The following is a 16553-nucleotide window of genomic DNA, read 5'->3' as shown; positions in this document are numbered from 1 at the left end:
TTCCTCATTTGTCGGCGTATTCATCGTCCGGTAGAATGTCATCAATGGAAACCGTGTCCGGCGTGCCCGAATTGTTCCAGTTCAGGTAGCCGTACACCACGCATCCCGCCGCAGAGATGATGCACAGCCAGAAGGCCAGTGCCGTCTCCCAACTTCCCAGTCCCAACATCACGTACCTCCTCGGGTTTCATGCCACAAAAACGAGAAGGGCCGCAGGTTTGTGCCTGCGGCCCTTCGGGGTGTCTGATGCTATTCTTCAGTTGCGCCGTTTGGCGCACACCCAGGTTCCGCAGGCTGGCGTGCCGCTAAAAAAGAAGAAGCCAAAAAAGAATAGCGCGAACGCGGCTGCGGTATGGGTGTTCATGGGCAAAGTTCTACGCCCGTATTTTCATATTTGTCAAGTTGGGAGGGAAAGAAAAATTGGGCTGCGGTGTAAAAGATTAGAGTGGCACTGCTGTTTGCGGCGGGGGCTGGTCTTGGCGAATGGTCTGCCCATGTCATCTGGACAGACGGCATGGGAGCAGGTTGCGGATATATGGCCGTTGATCTTATCGTCGCAACACGCCGGAAAGGTTGCGAAAAAAAACAGGCCGCCCTTGCGGACGGCCTGAAGACGGCGGGTATCCCAACAGCAGTTTCCCCTCTCCGGTATTGCGCCGGAATCCTGCGGCGTAGCAGGAAAAGTGCGACCAGGCGCCTTCGGGAACCCCTTCCAACTTTATACGTAAGCACACCTTGGCGTTCTGTCAAAGTGTTGCTCTTATTTCGTGTGGCGTTTTTGTTCGGACGCTGTTGTATGTATCGACAACCGCCCGGAAAGCTTGAGGCTGCGGCGGTGTTATTTATTGCTGTAAGTATTCAGGGCGGGCGCGGGCTGTTCCGTGTCGGCACTGACGTTGCCGTCTGCGAATTCAATACGCCTGCGGGCGCGGGCAGCGGTGTTCGCATCGTGGGTGACAATGACCACGGTTTTTCCCGATGCGTTGATAGATTGGAAAAGATCCAGAATGTCCGTGCTGGTGGTGGAATCCAGCTGACCCGTGGGTTCGTCCGCCAGCAGCAGAGGCGGGTCGTTGAGCAGGGCGCGGGCAAGGGCAACGCGCTGCTGTTGCCCCCCGGAAAGGCTGGCGGGTTTGAAGTGCATGCGGTCCGCAAGCCCTACGCGTTCCAGCAGGGTGCGGGCGCGCTCCTTCAGTTCGCGTCCGGACGTTGGGGAATAGAGTCCCGGCAGCAGCACGTTGTCCAGCGCACTGATGTAGGGAACCAGATAGAAGCTCTGAAAGACGATGCCCACCAGCCGGTTGCGGGCTGCGCTGCGTTCATCGTCATCCATGCTGGCTGTGTCTGTGCCGTTCAGGTAATAGTGTCCCGCGGTGGGGGTATCCAGCAGGGCAAGCAGGTGCAGAAGCGTGGATTTTCCGGAACCGGATGCCCCCTGCAGGGCCACCATCTCGCCGTGCGCGATGCTCAGGGTAAGAGGTTTAACCGCCTCTACCGCCAGATCGCCCTGCGTGAAGGTGCGGGTAAGGTTCTCGGTGCGGATGACCCAGCGGTCATGCGGGGCAGCGATGCCCCGTTCCGGGCGGGTTATTGTCTGCTCCGCTGTCATTGTCCGCTCCGGGCCGGGGCCGCTCCCTGAGCGGGAAGCAGGATGCGGGTTGCCACCTCGTCGCCTTCTGACAGGCCCTCCAGCACCTCGCTGTGGTCGCGCCCCAGCAGGCCCAGACGGGGCTGTACGCGCGTAACCGCGTTGCCGGTGCCGCGTACGAACACGTACTGCTCGCCGCCCACCCATTTAAGGGCGTCGTTGGGCAGGGCCAGAACATCATCCTTGCGCTCCACAATAACGGTACACTGGGTGGTCATTTCCGGTCGCAGTTGGGCGGAAGTTTCCGGTGTCATGCGTACAAGTGCCTGATAGTACACGATGTTATCGCGCACTTCCGGTTCCGGGTAAATCTGGTTAACCGTGCCTTCAAACACGCGGCCGGGGTAGGCATCCACGCGGAATTCCACCGGCATGCCGGGGCGTATCTGGCCCACATCGGTTTCATCCACGTATATCCACATTTCAAGGCGGGTGGGGTCCAGAATGGTGATAAGGTTCGCCACCTCCAGCCCTGCCACAACGGTTTCGCCTGTCTGGGCGGCCACCTGACTCACCACGCCGTCTATGGGGGCATGGATGGACGCGTAGGTTATACGCACCTCTGCGGATTGCAGGGCTGCCTCGGCGGCGAGCACGCTTTCCTGAGACATGATGCGTTCCTGCGTGTATTCGGTCTCCAGCCGCCGCAGGGTGGCCTCGCGCGCTTTGAAGGTGTTTGTGGCCACATCGTGTTTCTGGCGCGCTTCGTCCAGACTGTCCTGCGAATCGAGCTTTTGCCGGACCAGTTCGGTCTTGCGTTGCAGGCTCAGGCTCAGATAGTCGGCCTCTGCCTTTGCTGCGCGAAGCTGGGCGCGGGCTTCATTGATTTGCAGGGGGTAGACATTTTCCACCCGGGCCAGTTCCGCGCGTGCCCTGCGCAGGGTGGCTTCCGACTCCGCAAGGCTTGCACGCTGTTCCCGGTCATCTATTTCCGCAATAAGGTCGCCTTTGCGCACTGTATCGCCCACGCGGACGTACATTTTTCTGATAAGGCCCGTGGCGCGGCTGCCCGTCTTTACAATGGCACCCACCTCGGGCTTTATGATGCCCGTGGCTTCCAGCGTTGCCCGCACGGTATTCTTTCCGAGCCGCACCGTCTGGAGCACCTTGGTCTCCTGCACGTTGCGGGAAGAAGACCAGTACCAGGCCCCGGCGCCTGCCGCAGCGAGCAAAAGGGCGAGAAGGATGGGCAGTTTCCGCATGCGATACCTGTGTTCCGCCCGGCAGGGCGGCGTGTCTGTAGGGTGAGCGGGATGTGTTTGTTGCGTACAGGGGCAAATATAACACAGATGCGGCAGGAAGCCACCCCCAGCCCTGCGGATTTTGCATCGCCGGTTAAATGTCCTGCACCTCGCACTCCATGCATTTTTCCCCGTCTTTGAAGCGGATGCCGAAATTGGCCCAGAACGCCTCCATGAGGTCTATGCCGTCCGAAAGGTCCACGGCATCCGTCTGGTATTTGAATCGCAGGTATTCCAGAAAGGCGCGGGTGTTGTTGTTCAGCATGGGAGCCTCTGCGATGAGCGATTCGCGGTCGCGCAGGTGCTCGTAATGGTCCATGGTGGCGTATGCGAAAACAAGGGAATAGGAAAGCTGGGCGATTTTGCCCCGCACCTGCTCCAGAAAGTCGGCGATGACGCCTTTTTCGCGGTATTCCATGATCTGGAAGCGTATCCAGTCGTAGTATTCCGCCTTGTTGCGCAGGATGGCGAGGCTGCCCATGAGCGAGTGTTCAAGGTCCTGCCGCGCGAGGTCTGAAAGCTCCTCTCCCAGTGCCTGCCGGATGATGGCGTCGCGGAATTCAAAGGATCTGCGGGCAGCAGTGTACTGGTCGTACAGCTGGTACAGGTTCATGAAATAGTTGGCGAAGCGGTCCAGCTTGTGACGCATGAGCACGGGGAATCGGCTCCGGTTCACCAGCAGGGTGAATTCATGCCAGTAAATGGCGAAGCGGATGTGGTTGTCGTACGCATCGGAATAGAGCTTGGGGTGGAATATAAGGATATATCCCTTGGGGGTGAACACCGCGCGGGATGTGGGTTCCATACCGGGAACGGACCTGTAGTCTCCTGTGCCCTGCGCGGCGTTCACGGCAGTGTCGAAGTCGTGCGGGACCACCACCTCGCTTATGCGGAACGCCATGGCATAATGGCGGGAAGCTTCTCCCAGTATGCCGAGTTCGTTGACTATTGCCTGCTGTTGCGCTTTGTCGCCTATCTCTGCGCGTATCTGCATACGGTCTCCGTAAGGTTGGGCATTGTAATGGATGGGCCGGGTTTTTCCGGTATCCCGCAGGGCCGAATGCCGCAAGGGGAATGTGCACGCTCCGGCAAGGGCGGCAATGTGGCAAGAAAAGTTATCCACAGGGTAACGTGCTGTAATATAGATGCAAAGAGAGAGTTGACAGCAGTTTTTAGTGTATTATCTGAAAGGCGGAAAAACATGAAGCGGCTGTCCGGCGGGCATGTCCGGCCGTGGCCGCAGAGAAAGGAGGTGTCCATATGGTTATCGATTTCAGCACATTGTATGATTTCCCCAAGGAAATGGAAAAGCTCTTTGACGATGTGGCCCGCTTTCAGGGAACCGGAGGCTTGGGATTCCGGCGTCCTGCGTATCCCCTCATCAATATCGCGGAAGATGACCACAACTATTATGTGGAGATCAGCGTTCCCGGCATTCCTCCCAAGGACGTGGAACTGACGATGACAGACAGGAGTCTGGTCATCAAGGGGGAGCGGAAGGGGACGGAGGGCCGCTATCTGCGCCGTGAACGCGGCATGGGGTCTTTTCAGCGCATTATCACCCTGAATGTGCCCGTGGACAGGGACAAGGTGACTGCCGCGGGCTCTGACGGGGTGATGCGGGTGACTCTGCCCAAGGCGGACAGCGTGAAGCCCCGCCGCATTACCGTGACCGGTGCTGAATCCAAAGCCATAGACGTATAAAGGAGGCAGACAATGAACAAGGATGTGGCAAAGGCCGAGGCAACGCTGCACCGCGTTGTTCCGGCTTCCGATATCATTGAGCAGGAAGATGGCTTCCGCATCGTTATGGATGTGCCCGGCGTGGTCCGCGAGGCGCTGGCCATTCAGATAGAAGAAAACGAGCTCACCGTGACCGGACGGGGAGGCTGCGCAACGGGCGAGGGAGTTCGCCCGGTACACAGTGAATTCTGCGATGTGGAATATGCCCGCACCTTCACCCTGACGGACATGGTGGACAAGGATGCCATTACCGCCAATCTGGCGGACGGCGTGCTGGAACTGTTTCTGCCGCGCGCGCAGGCGGCAAAGCCGCGCCGCATAGAGATTACGGGATAGCCCGGTCGCTGTATCCCTGCATGCCAAGGCCCGGAACCGTGCGGTTCCGGGCCTTTATCATATCGGAAGAAACAGTTGTGCGGTATCGTGTGTCGCATTGATTTCGTTCTCTGAGTGTGACAGGTTGGTGTAGCGGCTCAGGTCTTCTGCCTTTCACGTGCGGCCGCCAAGGGTGCAGCAGGGCGCGGGAGTATTGGTTCGGTGCACGGGGTTGGCGGTGGCGGCTCTCTTGTTTTTGTGTTTGCGGCAGGCTGCTGGGCGCGGTTGTCATGTGGAGAAAAGCGGTATGAAATTGCGCGTGTTGTTTGTGGATGACGAACCGAACGTGTTGAACGGTCTGCGTCTGGTGCTGCGCTCTTTGCGGGAGAAGTGGAGCATGGCGTTTGCGGGCGGTGCGGTGGAGGCGCTGGAGATTCTGGCGCGTGAACCGTACGATGTGGTCGTTACCGACATGCGCATGCCGGGAATGGATGGCGGCGACCTGCTCAGCGAGGTGCAGCGGCTGTATCCGGATACCCTGCGCATCATCCTTTCGGGCTATTCCGATCACAAAATGATCATGAAGACGGTCAAGCCCGCCCATCAGTTTTTGACCAAGCCCTGCAATCACAAGGAACTGGAAGAGGTGGTGGAGCGTTCCATGCGGTTGCGGACCGTGCTGGGCAATGAACGGGTGCGGGCTGTTTTTTCCGATGTGGACACCCTGCCTTCCCTGCCGGATGTGTATGCCAGCCTTGAGGCGGAGCTGGGCAAGGAAGACCCTTCGCTGCACCATATCGGGAATATCATCGAATCTGACATGGGGCTGACCGCCTCGCTGCTCAAGTTGGTCAATTCCTCGTTCTTCGGCTTGCGCAGGCATGTTTCCAGTCCGCATCAGGCAGTGGTGCTGCTGGGAACAGACACCGTGAAAAGCCTGATGCTGGTCATTGAACTGGTTAAGCGGTTCGTGGTGAAGAAATCTCTGCGGTTCAACGCCGGGTTGCTGTGGCAGCACTGTACGCAGACCGGGCACCTTGCACGTTGCCTTGCTGTTCATGCCGATGCGGATAAGGAAGTGATGGACCACGCCTTTATCGCGGGTTTGATGCATGATGTGGGCAAACTGGTGCTGCTGACCCGCCTTGCGGACGACTATGCGGGGGTGCTGGAGCTTGTGCGCAGCAGGGATTACAGCGTGCATGATGCTGAGCGCGAGGTTTTTTGCGCCACGCATGCGGAGATGGGAGCATATCTGCTGGCGTTGTGGGGCATGCCCGCGCCGGTGGTGGAGGCGGTGCTGGGGCACCATGAGCCTGTGCAGGTGCCGCACGAGGGGTTTGCCCCTGTTACGGCGGTGCATGTTGCCAACGTTATGGAGCATGAGCTGGTGATCATTAATCCGCAGTACCGTAAGCCGGCGGTGGATGCGGCGTATATTGACTCACTGGGGTTGACCTCGCGGATGCAGAGTATGCGCATGAGCTGTCTGGCTCTGCTGGAAGCCGCCGGGAAAGACCCGGCTTCCTGATTCTTCTTCTTCTTCTTCTTCTTCTTCTTCTTCCGGTCCGGAGAGCTTTCGCCGGTTTTTCCGTGTTTCGTCCTTCATATTTTGAACGGCGCGGAAGGGGTTGCCATGCAGGGGGCAAATCTGTATTGTCCCCCCCTTCGTGCTTGCATCTTCTGCCGCAGGTTCGTCCTGTGGCTTTTTTCATCCCCTTCACAGATCGTGTGCATCACAGCCAAAGAGATTGAGGATATGATACCCAAAGAACTTACCGCCGGCGGCCGGATTGAGACGACATGTTCACGCTGTAACGACATAACCGGGCATGTCATCGTTGCCATGGTGGATGGCGTTATCGTCAAGGTGGAGTGTCAGGCCTGCGGCAGCGTTCACAAATACCGCGAGGTGCGTAAGCCCAAGCTGAAGTCTGAAACGTCCGGCGTGCGCCGGGTGCGTTCCGGCGAGTCGCGCGAGGCGGCTGTTTCGCTCGCCCGCTCGGAAGCCGCCAAGAAAGCCGCCCAGACACGCGCCAACCAGAGGGCGCAGCAGGAAGCGGAAGCCGTGATGGTGGCGTGGAAGTCCGTCATAGTTTCCAAGGGAACCCGTGACGCCCGCCCCTATAACATGGCGGAAGGCTATGCCGTGGGAGATATTGTCGACCATCCGGTGTTCGGGATGGGCGAGGTGCAGAGCGCAACCCGTCCGGACAAGATGGAAGTGCTGTTCAAGCAAGGCGTGAAGGTGCTGCGCTGCACCTTGTAGCCTGTTCCTTCTGCTCCACATGACGTATGAAGCCGGGGCGGCAGGTTTACCTGCCGCCCCGACCTGCGTTAATCCCGGCAGGTAGCCTGCCGCTCGGCCTGCATTAAGCCCGGCGGAAGTGGCATCGCTGTCAGGGATACAAGGGGCAATGGTCCGTATTCACCTTTCTTCGTCAAGACGGACGGCGTTTTCCGCCGCGTCATCCCCGCGTTACAGACGTGATCTTCGTTCAGTTGGGCCGTCTTCCGCGCGGCGGTTGGGGGTATGCGTCCGGAAAGGGCGGCTGGAACCACGAGCGCATGCCCTCTGCCGTGGCCCGGTAAATACCGTCCGAGCAGCGGCGCGCCGGGAAGGCCTCTTCGCGTATCCAGCGTTTTACGGTTCCCGGTCCCGCACCCACAGCCCTGCCTATGGCGGCGAGTCCCACATACACCAGCATGGCGTCAGTTTCCGGCCCTCCGGCCGGACGGGGAGAGGGCAGGCCATACTCCGCGTGGTCGTGGAGCGGCTGCGGTTGCGCTGCGGCTTCCGCATTCGGCTGCCGTGCGTTCATGCCGTGCCCGCCTCCCGCACCGGGGGGCAGGGAATGGTGGTGGATGGCGTGCTGCCGTTGCCCACCACCAATATGCCGTCCGTTTCACGGTTATGGTTCCCGGTATCAAAATGGAACCAGCTCATGCCCTCAAACGCCTCTATGCGCCGTATGGCCGAAAAGGCGGAGGAGTAGGGCATGCGGGCGAGATCTTCGCGCACCTCTTCGGCGCTTGCTTGCGTGAATTTGCAGTCAAAGGCGCGGCCCAGCTTGTGCTGTGACAGGGCTGCCCCATCTTTGCAATCCCACGGCCGCCAGCCTGAATGGCGGAAATTACCTTTCTTATGCCAGTTGTTGACGATGATGGGGCCGTATCTGCGGCGCAGGTTATCCAGCGTGCGCAGGGCATCCAGATCGAAAAGCATGAAGAGGCGTTGCGGAGCCTGTTTCCATGCGACGTGCATTTCCGGTGGCACCAGTTCCTCTATGCGAAAGTATTCCGTGGTGTACATGCTGCATCCTCCCGGGTCAGTTGGTTGTCATGCTGGCGGGATGATCGGTCCAGATATCTGCTGCATGCGGCGGGAAGGGCAGCGGCATATCCCGCGTGGTCCGGACTGTTGTATAGAATGTTCTATGATCGGGAGGAGCGAAATGATTATCCTCGGCAGGCGGCATGTGGGGTGTCTCCGGCAGGTCGGAGAAGGTGTGGGGGGTGGTTTGCAGTACGTGTATGCGCTCCGCTTCCAGATACGTGAGGCACGCGCCGGAAGGCGTGGCCCCCAGAGACCGGATACTCGCTTCCACATGGATAACCATGCCCGCCAGAAGATTGGAGGAGCACCACAGGGCGGCGTGACCCCGCACCAGCACGGGCAGGACCGCATCGGGCGCGTCGTCATTTTTCCACGTGCAGGCGTCGGTGGCAGAGGTGGCTGAATGTCCGCGGCTGCATGCGCTTACGGGGCGATGGGCCTGAAGGTTCAAGGGAACGATGATTGCCGCGCCTGTCGCATCATGGCGGGCAAAAGGCGGTTCCGCCACGCGGCCCATGAGTGTGAGCCGGTTTGTATGCGGTGCGCCGAAGGTGAGTTTGGTATCAGCAAACGACATGTCTTTCTCCCTCCTGCCGGGGCGTGCATGGTGCGCGATCCGGCGGGCAGCGTTAGAGTGTGCCGTTGCGTCCGTGAAGGGCGCAACAGTGTTTCCCTGATGGTTTCCCCGGTCGTTGAAGGTAGATGAAGGCGGAACGGGCCTCGCCTGCGGACAATGGCAACGCGGTGCTTGCGCCTCTGCCCGGAGCGGGCGGGAAGCGGAAAGCCGGTCTGCCCCGGCGGGAAAGAGAGCCGCGCAGCGTGCGGGTGCTCTTTCCGCGCCGACCGGTTTCTGCGGCGTTTGTTGTGCGGAGTCGGCCCGGTGGGCTGGTCAGAATCCCAGTCCCGCATCTGGCATGCGGTACAGGTCTTTGCCGTATCGGTCTGGCGGGATGGAGCCGTTTGCCCACGGATCTTCAAACATACCGTATCCATGTCCGGATTCCTGTTTGCGGGCCATGCGGCAACGGGCATCGCAGTGTGCATCCGTTGCCGTGCGTGGAGCAAACGGGCGTCCGCAGGTCCGGCAGCGTATGGTCTGCTGCGGCTTGCTGAAGTGGGCGGCGTGGGCCGAGGCAGCCGCGCAGGCGCGTGAGCAATACTTCTGGCGGGTGCTTTTGCGCAGGGTCTCCTTGCCGCACCACTGGCAGGCAACAATATCTGTGTTCCGGCGTGACGTGGCGGAGCACTCCCGCGAGCAGAACTTGCCCCGCCCGGAGGCTACGCGTCCGGGGCGGGCAGAGAACTCTTTGCCGCATGTCTGGCATACGACTAATGGCATGATGTGCCTCCTTCAAAGAATTTGTTGCAGCGCAGCATGGCACTGCGGAGCGTGGCTGCGGTTTCCGGTGAAGGGTGCACATCGTGTTCAAAATGGGCGTAATAGAGATGCAGAAGCCTTTGATGTTCGCCCGCCTCTATCTGCACCATGGGTTCGTATCCGCCCCTTACGGGAGCGGGCCTGCTGCACGAGGGGCATGCGCGCGCCTGCCTGCTGAACGCAGGGCGGGGGTGCGGGAACATGCGGCCACATATGGCGCAGGCGGCGTGCTCGTGTTCGGTGTGGTACTGCTGTGTCATGGGATTCGGACTCCTCTGGAAAGCCTTGCCTGAACTTCTTGTAATCCTGCCGGAATGACCGTTTGCCGCACTTCGTCCCGGCCTGCCGAAGGGGTGTGCGCCTGAATTTCCGGCAGGCGCGACCGGATACGTCTAGTCTGTATTGTTTGAACAAATATTTCATGTTCGCACATAAACGTCAAGGCATCACCTCGTAATGTGCAAAAAAAGCATTTACTTTTCCACTTAATGTGCTATTATTTCTGCATATGAATACAACGCATACTGCTAGCTCTGACTGGCGCATTCAGGAATTCATTGTTGAGGCCATAGGCTTGGTGGGCGGTATTGCCGAACTGGCGCGCATTGCCGGGGTAAGTGAGCGCACCGTGTACGCCTGGAAAAACGGAGAACGCCACCCGAGCAGGGCTAATCTGGGCAGGGTGACAGAGTATCTGGAGGACATGGCGGATGAGGCGTGGCTGCAGCAGGCGGCACCTGTGCCGCCTTGGGCAGGCTTGCGCGAACGGGGCGCGGAACCGCCTGCCGGTGGAAGGTACCCCGGTGGTTCTCCCGCTTCTCCCGCTTCTCCCCCCGCGGCTGCCGGTTCCGTGGGTGGCAGCCCGCGCGGCGGACCATTCTCATACGAGCCAGGCTATGCCGACGGCATGGATGGCAGACGGGCAGCTTCTGCGGACCGCAGCAGTCTGCCGCTTCTGCCCGGTCGGTCTGCCGGGGCAAAGCGCGTTGAGCGGACGTATGAAGAGCAGTTCGCCGAGGACTTTGTTCTGGTGGAGAAGGCCCGTGCCCGGCCCAGCGCAGGCGGCGGTTCGCTGGAAACCAGCGGTGAACGCGAGGGAGCCTATGCCTTCCGGCTGGACTGGGTAATGCAGAAAACAACGGACACCACTCGCCTGAAAATTATGGAGGTGATGGGACGGTCCATGGAAAACACCCTGCATAACGGCGATATGTGTCTGGTGAACGAGCGTGACCGGGAGCTGGTGGAGGACCGTATCTACGTTATCCGCGTGCATGACGAGATATACGTGAAGCGTTTTTCCCGGGCTCCGGGGCGGTATCTGTTCCGGGGGGACAACCGTGAACTGGCTTATCAGGATATAGAGGTGGATGTGACGGATGAATCCCTGAGCTGGGAGATAATCGGACGTGTCATCTGGGCGGGCAAGGAGTTCTGAGTCCGGATGCGGCACGGAAGGTTTTGCACATTTTGTGCGAAGCAGGACGTTGGTATGTCTGTTCGCTATGTGGGGCCGATGCCGTATCGCGGTTTGCTGCGGAAGGGGCTTGTTGCACGGGCGCGGTGTTTCGGGTTTTGCAGCGGGTGGAGAAGAAGCACAGTGACGGACTGCAAGAACGGGCCGGGAGTGTGCAGTTGGCGGAAATGTATGGGGAATGCCTGAAGATGAACGAATTTTTGGTGCGGTGCGTATGGCCTGACGGCGATGTGGAATTCCATCTTTGTGCGAGTGAGCGCGAGGCACGGGCCTGGGCTTCTGATGCACGGCGGGACGGTGACTGCAAGGCGGGCGTATACGGCCTGCTGGCGGTGGAGTACCCGCAGGCAGCGGAGAGGCAGCCGGAGAAGGAACCGTTGCGCCGTGCTGTGTGTGCCTGCGGCGTGAACGGAGCGTGGGAGCGGGGTGCGTTGCAGCCGGAGATGGTATGGGAAAGGAGCCGGGCAGGGAGCATGCCGCCCCCGGACTGGTTGCCACCCGCACAGTCTGCCCGTATGTAGTGCTGCACACGGGGCCATGGGCGTGGCCTGTCGGTGCGGGAATAATGAATGCCGTATGGGGCGGCACGTGAGCGGCCCCCTGCCGGTGCGGAAGTATACAAGAGGATGGAAGGAAAAGCATGACCAGAATATGGCGGATATGCGGGCGGTTCATTGCGTGTATGGTGCTTGCTGCGGGAGTTGGAGTGCTTTCCGGTTGTGGTGCGGCAAGGGATGTGGAGCCGGTGCGTCTGGATGGCGTGGCCGACCTGCAACGCCTGCCCCAGAACGCGGCGGCGTATCTGCCGCCGAAGGCCACTGAACCACTGGTTTCCCTTGAAGCGCAGCAGGAAATGTATACCCGTTTCCTGCAACGGTTCTTTGCTCCGTGGCTGGCTACCGGTCCCAGTTTTACAGCGGCGGACGCCTTCTGGGGCACCTCTGTTTTCGGTGCACGCACAGGGTATGCGGAAAACCTGCAGCCATGGTCGCTGGCCCGTTGGGAGGCGCTGGTGGCCATGCAGCGGAGCGATGCATATCCTTCCCTGTCGCGCCGCGCCATTGTGACCCGCAATGCCAGCTTCCGGGTAATGCCCACGGACAAGCCTTTTTTCTATAATCCGTCCAATGCGGGCGAAGGGTATCCCTTTGATTACATGCAAAATTCTGCTGTGTGGATAGGTACTCCGGTACTGGTGACACACGTTTCGGCGGATGGCGCATGGTACTTTGCGGAAGCGGGACATGTTTCCGGCTGGCTGCCCGCAGACGCCTTCGGCTGGGCGGATGAGGCATTCTGCATCGCCTACAGGAACGGCGCGTACGCCGCTGTTGTGCGGGACGGCACGCTTTTGCGTACACGGGAAGGAGCCTTTGCCGGCGTGGCGCATATAGGCGCGGTGTTCCCGCTGGTGCCAGCCGCAGAGGCGGTGCCGGGGACGGAAAGCGGTGGCCAGCAGTTGTCTGGTGGCATCGACAGTACAGGAAGCAGCCCGGAAGGCACTACGCGGGAAGGGATGGCGGACGCTTCCGGTGTTGTGGCCGCTCCGCTCACGGTGTTTGTGCCTGCTCGTGATGTGGCCGGCAACGCTGTCATGGTGCTGGCTGAGCTCTCGGCATCTGCTGCCGGGCGTCTGCCGCTGCGTCTCACAGCGCAGGCCGTGGCGACCATAGCCAACGGTATGATGGGGCAGTTGTACGGCTGGGGTGGGATGCTGGAAAACAGAGACTGCTCCGCAGCCATGCGCGATATGCTTACCGTCTTTGGCGTCTGGCTGCCCCGTAATTCTGCCCAGCAGGGCAGGCGCGGCGGAACGCTGGTCTCGCTGGAAGGCATGACCGTGGCGGGCAAGCGGGACATCATTCTGGAGCAGGGCATTCCGTTCTACAGCCTCATCTGGTTCCGTGGGCACATAGGGCTGTATCTGGGGCAGGATGCCCAGACGGGGGAACCGCTCCTGCTGCATAGCGTATGGGGCGCACGCACCCAGTGGGAAGGCAGGGAAGGCCGAGCTGTGGTGGGCAGAACCGTCATTACCACCGTACGTTTTGCCGAGGAACGCTCGGACGTGAGCCGTGACTGGTTTTATGACAGGATGATGGGGCTTGTGGTGCTGCCTTTCGGCGGACAGCGCCGCTAGCTGTTCGTTGTGCATACTCCGTTTCTGAACCGATGCGGAGGTGCAGGATTTCCGGCAGCCGGTGCAGTCATCTGAGTGGCAGCCAGAACGGCAGCCAGTGCGTGCATCTGGCCGTGCTGTGTTTTGAACCGTGTGAAGTATGCAGGATACAATGTTATTCCGAACTATATGTGTCAGGCGCGTAACAGCGCATCGTGCGGGCACGGCAATGGAGGCGTGGAGCCGGAGTCGGCATGCGTGAAGCGTTCTCCTTTTTCATGTCTACCCACGGGTGCAAGATCAATCAGTATGAAACGCAGGCCCTGCGCGAGGAATGGCTGCGCCGGGGCTTTTGCGAGGTGAACCGGGCAGAGGATGCCGGCGTGGTGCTGGTAAACTCCTGCGCCGTGACCGCCAAGGCGGTGCGTGAGTTGCGGGCGGCTGTGCGCAAGATGCACAGAGACAATCCGCAGGCGCGCATTGTCATCACTGGTTGTGCCGCGCAGGTTATGCGCAAGGAACTGGCCTCGTTGCCGGGGGTGTCGCTTGTGGTGCCGCAGGAAGAAAAGGCCAGCCTTAAGGCATGGCCCGGCGGTGCTGCTGCGGAACGGGCGGCGGCCATGGAACCTGTATTGCCTGAATCGGCTGATGTCGGTCGCCTTATCGAAGGCTCCTGTGCACCGTCTGTAACGCCTGCGACTCCGAGCAGCTTTCCCGACTTTGCCGTTACAGGGTATTCCCGGGCCCGCGCCGTGGTGAAGGTGCAGGACGGCTGCTCCCACCGCTGCACCTACTGCATTGTTCCGCTCACGCGCGGGCGGTCGCGCTCCCGTGACATGGCGGAGATTGTGGCCGAGGCGCGTGCGCTGCTGGAATCCGGATTCCGCGAGATAATCCTGTCTGGAGTGAATTTGCGTCAGTACGGCAGAGACCTGCCGGAAACGGGAAACGGACAGGGGCGGCCGGATTTCTGGATGCTTGTGCGCACGCTGGAGCACGCGCTTGGCGGGGAGTGGGCGGGCAGGGCGCGGCTGCGTCTTTCTTCCCTCGAACCGGGACAGTTGGACCGCAACGCGCTGGACACGCTGGCGGCATCGCGTCTTGTGGCACCGCATCTGCACATTTCCATGCAGTCCGGCGATGACGCGGTGCTGAAGCGTATGGGGCGCGGTCATTATGCCGTGGATTCTCTGCAGACGTTTCTGGAAGAATTGCGTGGCGTGTGGCCCTTGTTCGGCTTGGGAGCCGACATTCTCGCCGGATTTCCCGGAGAGACGGAAAACGAATTTGCCCGCACGCTGGAAGCGGTGCGGACCATGCCGCTGACCTATGCCCATGTGTTTCCCTACTCAAGACGCCCCGGCACGGCTGCTGCGGCCATGCCCGGACAACTGGAACGTGCCGTGAAGACGGCGCGGGCCAGAGTGCTGCGGGAGTTGGTGGCGGAAAAGAAGGCCGCGTTTCTGCAGGAGCTTGTGTCGGCCGGTGTGCCGCAGAACGTGGTGCTGCAGGCCTCCGGTACCGGGGATGAGGGCGAGCGGGAGGGTGAAGATGCAGACGCTGCGCGGACGCAGGCAGGCGGCGTGCGGGGCGGTATTTCGCAGATGTATACCGAGTGTCTGTTTACGGAACTTCCCCCCGGTGCCCGTGCGCGCGGCATGTGCGCGGCTTTGCCTGTTGCCGTGCGTAAGGGGGTGTTACTGGTGCGTCCGGCATGAAGTAGCGCTGGCGCGCTTGGCATGAAGTAACGCTGGCGCGTTTGGCAGAAGTAACGCTGGCACGGTTGGTAAAAATGCAACGCAGGTACGGCGGCACCGGATGCCATGCCCGGAGGTTCCCGGCTGCGCTGCGCGCGGCATGAGAAAACAGCGGACGGCAAAGGCGGTGTGTGCTAGGGTACGGCTTGAACAACAGGCTGTTGTAGCGTATGGGAGCATTCCTTTGGGCGTACCATTGGGTGTGCCATTGCCCGCGCAGATGTGCGGACAAACACATGCACCACGGACGCGGTGCCCCCAACGGGATTTCGGATATCCCCTAATTCAAGCCTTTTACCGCCCTGCCTGATGCGGGGCGTTGCCATATTGCGAGGCGTGCGATGCTGAGAAGTATGACGGGTTTCGGACGGAGCTTCATGGAAGGGGACGGCTTTACCATGACATGGGAAGCCAGAAGCGTGAACAGCAGACATCTGGATGTGAAGTGGCGTCTGCCCGTGATGGTGCGTTCTGCCGAGGCACGGTTCGAAAAAGTAGTGCGCAGGTTTGCCTCGCGGGGCAGGGTAGATATTTCGCTCAACCTGCAGGTGCACCGCGAAGGGCTTATGGCCGTGACCTTTAATGCGCCTCAGGCTGCAGCCATGCTGGACAGGCTTGCCTTGTTTGCACAGGCGCGGGGTGATGCGTTTTCTCCGGACTACAACCGGCTGTTGTCCATGAATTTTTTGTGGGATGACGCAGGGGCGGAGCTGGACGAGGCGTTTATAACCCGTCTGGAAGAAGGCCTTGCCGATGCTCTTGAAGACTGGAACCGCTCGCGCGAGGCGGAGGCCGTGGCGCTGGAGCGCGACATGCTGGAGCGCATTGTCCGTCTGGAAGAATGGACTGCCGTGATTCAGGAGCGCGCGCCCCAGATAAAGGAAGACCGCTTTGCCCAGGTACGTGAGCGGCTGCGTGAAGTGCTTGCCCGCAACGAGTCGGAATTGGACGAACAGCGCTTTCTGCAGGAGATAACCCTGCTTTCCGACAAGTTGGATGTGAGTGAGGAAATAACCCGTCTGAACACGCACCTTGGTCGTCTGAAGGAGCTTATGCGGTCCGGCGGCGATGCGGGCAAGCGTTTGGATTTTACCCTGCAGGAGTGCTTCCGCGAGATAAATACCTGCGGCAACAAGGTGCAGGATGCCCAGATTTCGCACCTTGTGGTGGATTTTAAGAACGAGATGGAAAAGTGCCGCGAGCAGGTGCAGAATCTGGAGTAGTGACGGCATGAAGGCGAACAGGCTTCTGAACATAGGATTCGGTAACTTTGTGGTGGCGAACCGCATTGTGGGCATATACAGCCCCACATCCGCCCCCATGCGCCGCGTGCGCGAGGACGCAAGGGCGGAAGGGCGGCTCATAGATGCCACGCAGGGCAGAAAGACCCGCTCCGTGCTGGTCACGGATTCCAACCACGTCATATTGTCCGCCATTCAGGCGGAGACCGTAGGGCAACGATTCACGCAGGAGGATGATGCATAATGGCGCTTGACGCGACGGAAACCACGGACGTGCGCCCGACATCGCGGCGCGAA

General features: G+C 60.4%; 19 protein-coding genes. 10 read left to right on the top strand and 9 right to left on the bottom strand.

Annotation, left to right across the window (positions count from 1 at the left end):
* Positions 1 to 4: 4 nt before the first annotated feature.
* The 4 genes from HUV26_RS06465 to HUV26_RS06450 all read right to left on the bottom strand — a co-directional run bounded on the left by HUV26_RS06465 (position 5) and on the right by HUV26_RS06450 (position 3883).
* The gene (locus HUV26_RS06465; RefSeq protein WP_174409251.1) at positions 5 to 169 is read right to left on the bottom strand and encodes a symporter small accessory protein; all 165 of its coding nucleotides are present in this window, start codon (positions 167 to 169) and stop codon (positions 5 to 7) included.
* A gap of 669 nt (positions 170 to 838) precedes the next feature.
* Entirely contained in the window at positions 839 to 1609 is a 771-nt protein-coding gene (locus HUV26_RS06460) for an ABC transporter ATP-binding protein (RefSeq protein WP_174409305.1), read from the bottom strand.
* Positions 1606 to 2850 carry an efflux RND transporter periplasmic adaptor subunit gene (locus HUV26_RS06455; protein WP_174409304.1) on the bottom strand — a complete coding sequence of 415 codons (1245 nt, stop codon included), beginning with the start codon at positions 2848 to 2850 and terminating at the stop codon, positions 1606 to 1608. The genes HUV26_RS06460 and HUV26_RS06455 overlap by 4 nt, the downstream gene beginning before the upstream one ends.
* A 133-nt stretch (positions 2851 to 2983) precedes the next feature.
* Positions 2984 to 3883: a hypothetical protein gene (locus tag HUV26_RS06450; RefSeq protein WP_174409303.1), complete on the bottom strand. Its 900-nt coding sequence runs from the start codon at positions 3881 to 3883 to the stop codon at positions 2984 to 2986.
* Positions 3884 to 4149: 266 nt separating this feature from the next.
* Between HUV26_RS06450 and HUV26_RS06445 the strand changes: the two genes are divergently transcribed.
* From HUV26_RS06445 to HUV26_RS06430, 4 genes are all read left to right on the top strand, one after another.
* Positions 4150 to 4593 carry an Hsp20/alpha crystallin family protein gene (locus tag HUV26_RS06445; protein ID WP_174409302.1) on the top strand — a complete coding sequence of 148 codons (444 nt, stop codon included), beginning with the start codon at positions 4150 to 4152 and terminating at the stop codon, positions 4591 to 4593.
* A 12-nt stretch (positions 4594 to 4605) separates the two neighbouring features.
* A complete protein-coding gene (locus HUV26_RS06440) occupies positions 4606 to 4968 on the top strand; it encodes an Hsp20/alpha crystallin family protein (protein WP_174409301.1) in 363 nt (120 codons plus the stop codon).
* Between the two features lie 286 nt (positions 4969 to 5254).
* On the top strand, positions 5255 to 6478 hold the full coding sequence (locus HUV26_RS06435; RefSeq protein WP_174409300.1) for a response regulator: 1224 nt from the start codon (positions 5255 to 5257) through the stop codon (positions 6476 to 6478).
* A 228-nt stretch (positions 6479 to 6706) separates the two neighbouring features.
* Positions 6707 to 7216 (top strand): hypothetical protein, encoded by a 510-nt coding sequence (locus HUV26_RS06430; protein ID WP_174409299.1) that lies wholly within the window; start codon positions 6707 to 6709, stop codon positions 7214 to 7216.
* Positions 7217 to 7445: 229 nt separating this feature from the next.
* On the opposite strand, the gene HUV26_RS06425 is transcribed toward HUV26_RS06430, so the two are convergent.
* From HUV26_RS06425 to HUV26_RS06405, 5 genes are all read right to left on the bottom strand, one after another.
* A complete protein-coding gene (locus tag HUV26_RS06425) occupies positions 7446 to 7769 on the bottom strand; it encodes a hypothetical protein (protein ID WP_174409298.1) in 324 nt (107 codons plus the stop codon).
* The gene (locus HUV26_RS06420; RefSeq protein WP_174409297.1) at positions 7766 to 8260 is read right to left on the bottom strand and encodes a D-Ala-D-Ala carboxypeptidase family metallohydrolase; all 495 of its coding nucleotides are present in this window, start codon (positions 8258 to 8260) and stop codon (positions 7766 to 7768) included. The genes HUV26_RS06425 and HUV26_RS06420 overlap by 4 nt, the downstream gene beginning before the upstream one ends.
* A 16-nt stretch (positions 8261 to 8276) precedes the next feature.
* Complete coding sequence (locus HUV26_RS06415) at positions 8277 to 8861, bottom strand: hypothetical protein (protein WP_174409296.1); 585 nt, start codon at positions 8859 to 8861, stop codon at positions 8277 to 8279.
* A gap of 312 nt (positions 8862 to 9173) precedes the next feature.
* Positions 9174 to 9623 carry a hypothetical protein gene (locus tag HUV26_RS06410; protein ID WP_174409295.1) on the bottom strand — a complete coding sequence of 150 codons (450 nt, stop codon included), beginning with the start codon at positions 9621 to 9623 and terminating at the stop codon, positions 9174 to 9176.
* Complete coding sequence (locus HUV26_RS06405) at positions 9614 to 9922, bottom strand: hypothetical protein (protein ID WP_174409294.1); 309 nt, start codon at positions 9920 to 9922, stop codon at positions 9614 to 9616. Before HUV26_RS06405 ends, HUV26_RS06410 begins: the two co-directional genes overlap by 10 nt.
* Positions 9923 to 10170: 248 nt before the next feature.
* Here HUV26_RS06405 and HUV26_RS06400 point away from each other — a divergent pair, with 248 nt between their 5' ends.
* From HUV26_RS06400 to HUV26_RS06375, 6 genes are all read left to right on the top strand, one after another.
* Positions 10171 to 11100 carry a LexA family transcriptional regulator gene (locus tag HUV26_RS06400; RefSeq protein WP_243451295.1) on the top strand — a complete coding sequence of 310 codons (930 nt, stop codon included), beginning with the start codon at positions 10171 to 10173 and terminating at the stop codon, positions 11098 to 11100.
* A 227-nt stretch (positions 11101 to 11327) separates the two neighbouring features.
* Positions 11328 to 11660, top strand: coding sequence for a hypothetical protein (locus HUV26_RS06395; RefSeq protein WP_174409293.1), 333 nt, complete (start codon positions 11328 to 11330; stop codon positions 11658 to 11660).
* Positions 11661 to 11779: 119 nt separating this feature from the next.
* Positions 11780 to 13279: an SH3 domain-containing protein gene (locus tag HUV26_RS06390; protein WP_174409292.1), complete on the top strand. Its 1500-nt coding sequence runs from the start codon at positions 11780 to 11782 to the stop codon at positions 13277 to 13279.
* 233 nt (positions 13280 to 13512) lie between these two features.
* A complete protein-coding gene (gene mtaB / locus HUV26_RS06385; RefSeq protein WP_174409291.1) occupies positions 13513 to 14976 on the top strand; it encodes a tRNA (N(6)-L-threonylcarbamoyladenosine(37)-C(2))-methylthiotransferase MtaB in 1464 nt (487 codons plus the stop codon).
* A 380-nt stretch (positions 14977 to 15356) separates the two neighbouring features.
* The gene (locus HUV26_RS06380; protein ID WP_174409290.1) at positions 15357 to 16238 is read left to right on the top strand and encodes a YicC/YloC family endoribonuclease; all 882 of its coding nucleotides are present in this window, start codon (positions 15357 to 15359) and stop codon (positions 16236 to 16238) included.
* A 7-nt stretch (positions 16239 to 16245) separates the two neighbouring features.
* On the top strand, positions 16246 to 16500 hold the full coding sequence (locus HUV26_RS06375) for a DUF370 domain-containing protein (protein ID WP_174409289.1): 255 nt from the start codon (positions 16246 to 16248) through the stop codon (positions 16498 to 16500).
* Positions 16501 to 16553 lie beyond the last annotated feature (53 nt).

The organism is Desulfovibrio psychrotolerans (genome assembly GCF_013340305.1).
In the GTDB taxonomy this organism is placed as follows: domain Bacteria; phylum Desulfobacterota; class Desulfovibrionia; order Desulfovibrionales; family Desulfovibrionaceae; genus Halodesulfovibrio; species Halodesulfovibrio psychrotolerans.
Note: the sequence above shows the minus strand (reverse complement) of the source record. Positions and strands in the feature narration are given on the sequence as shown.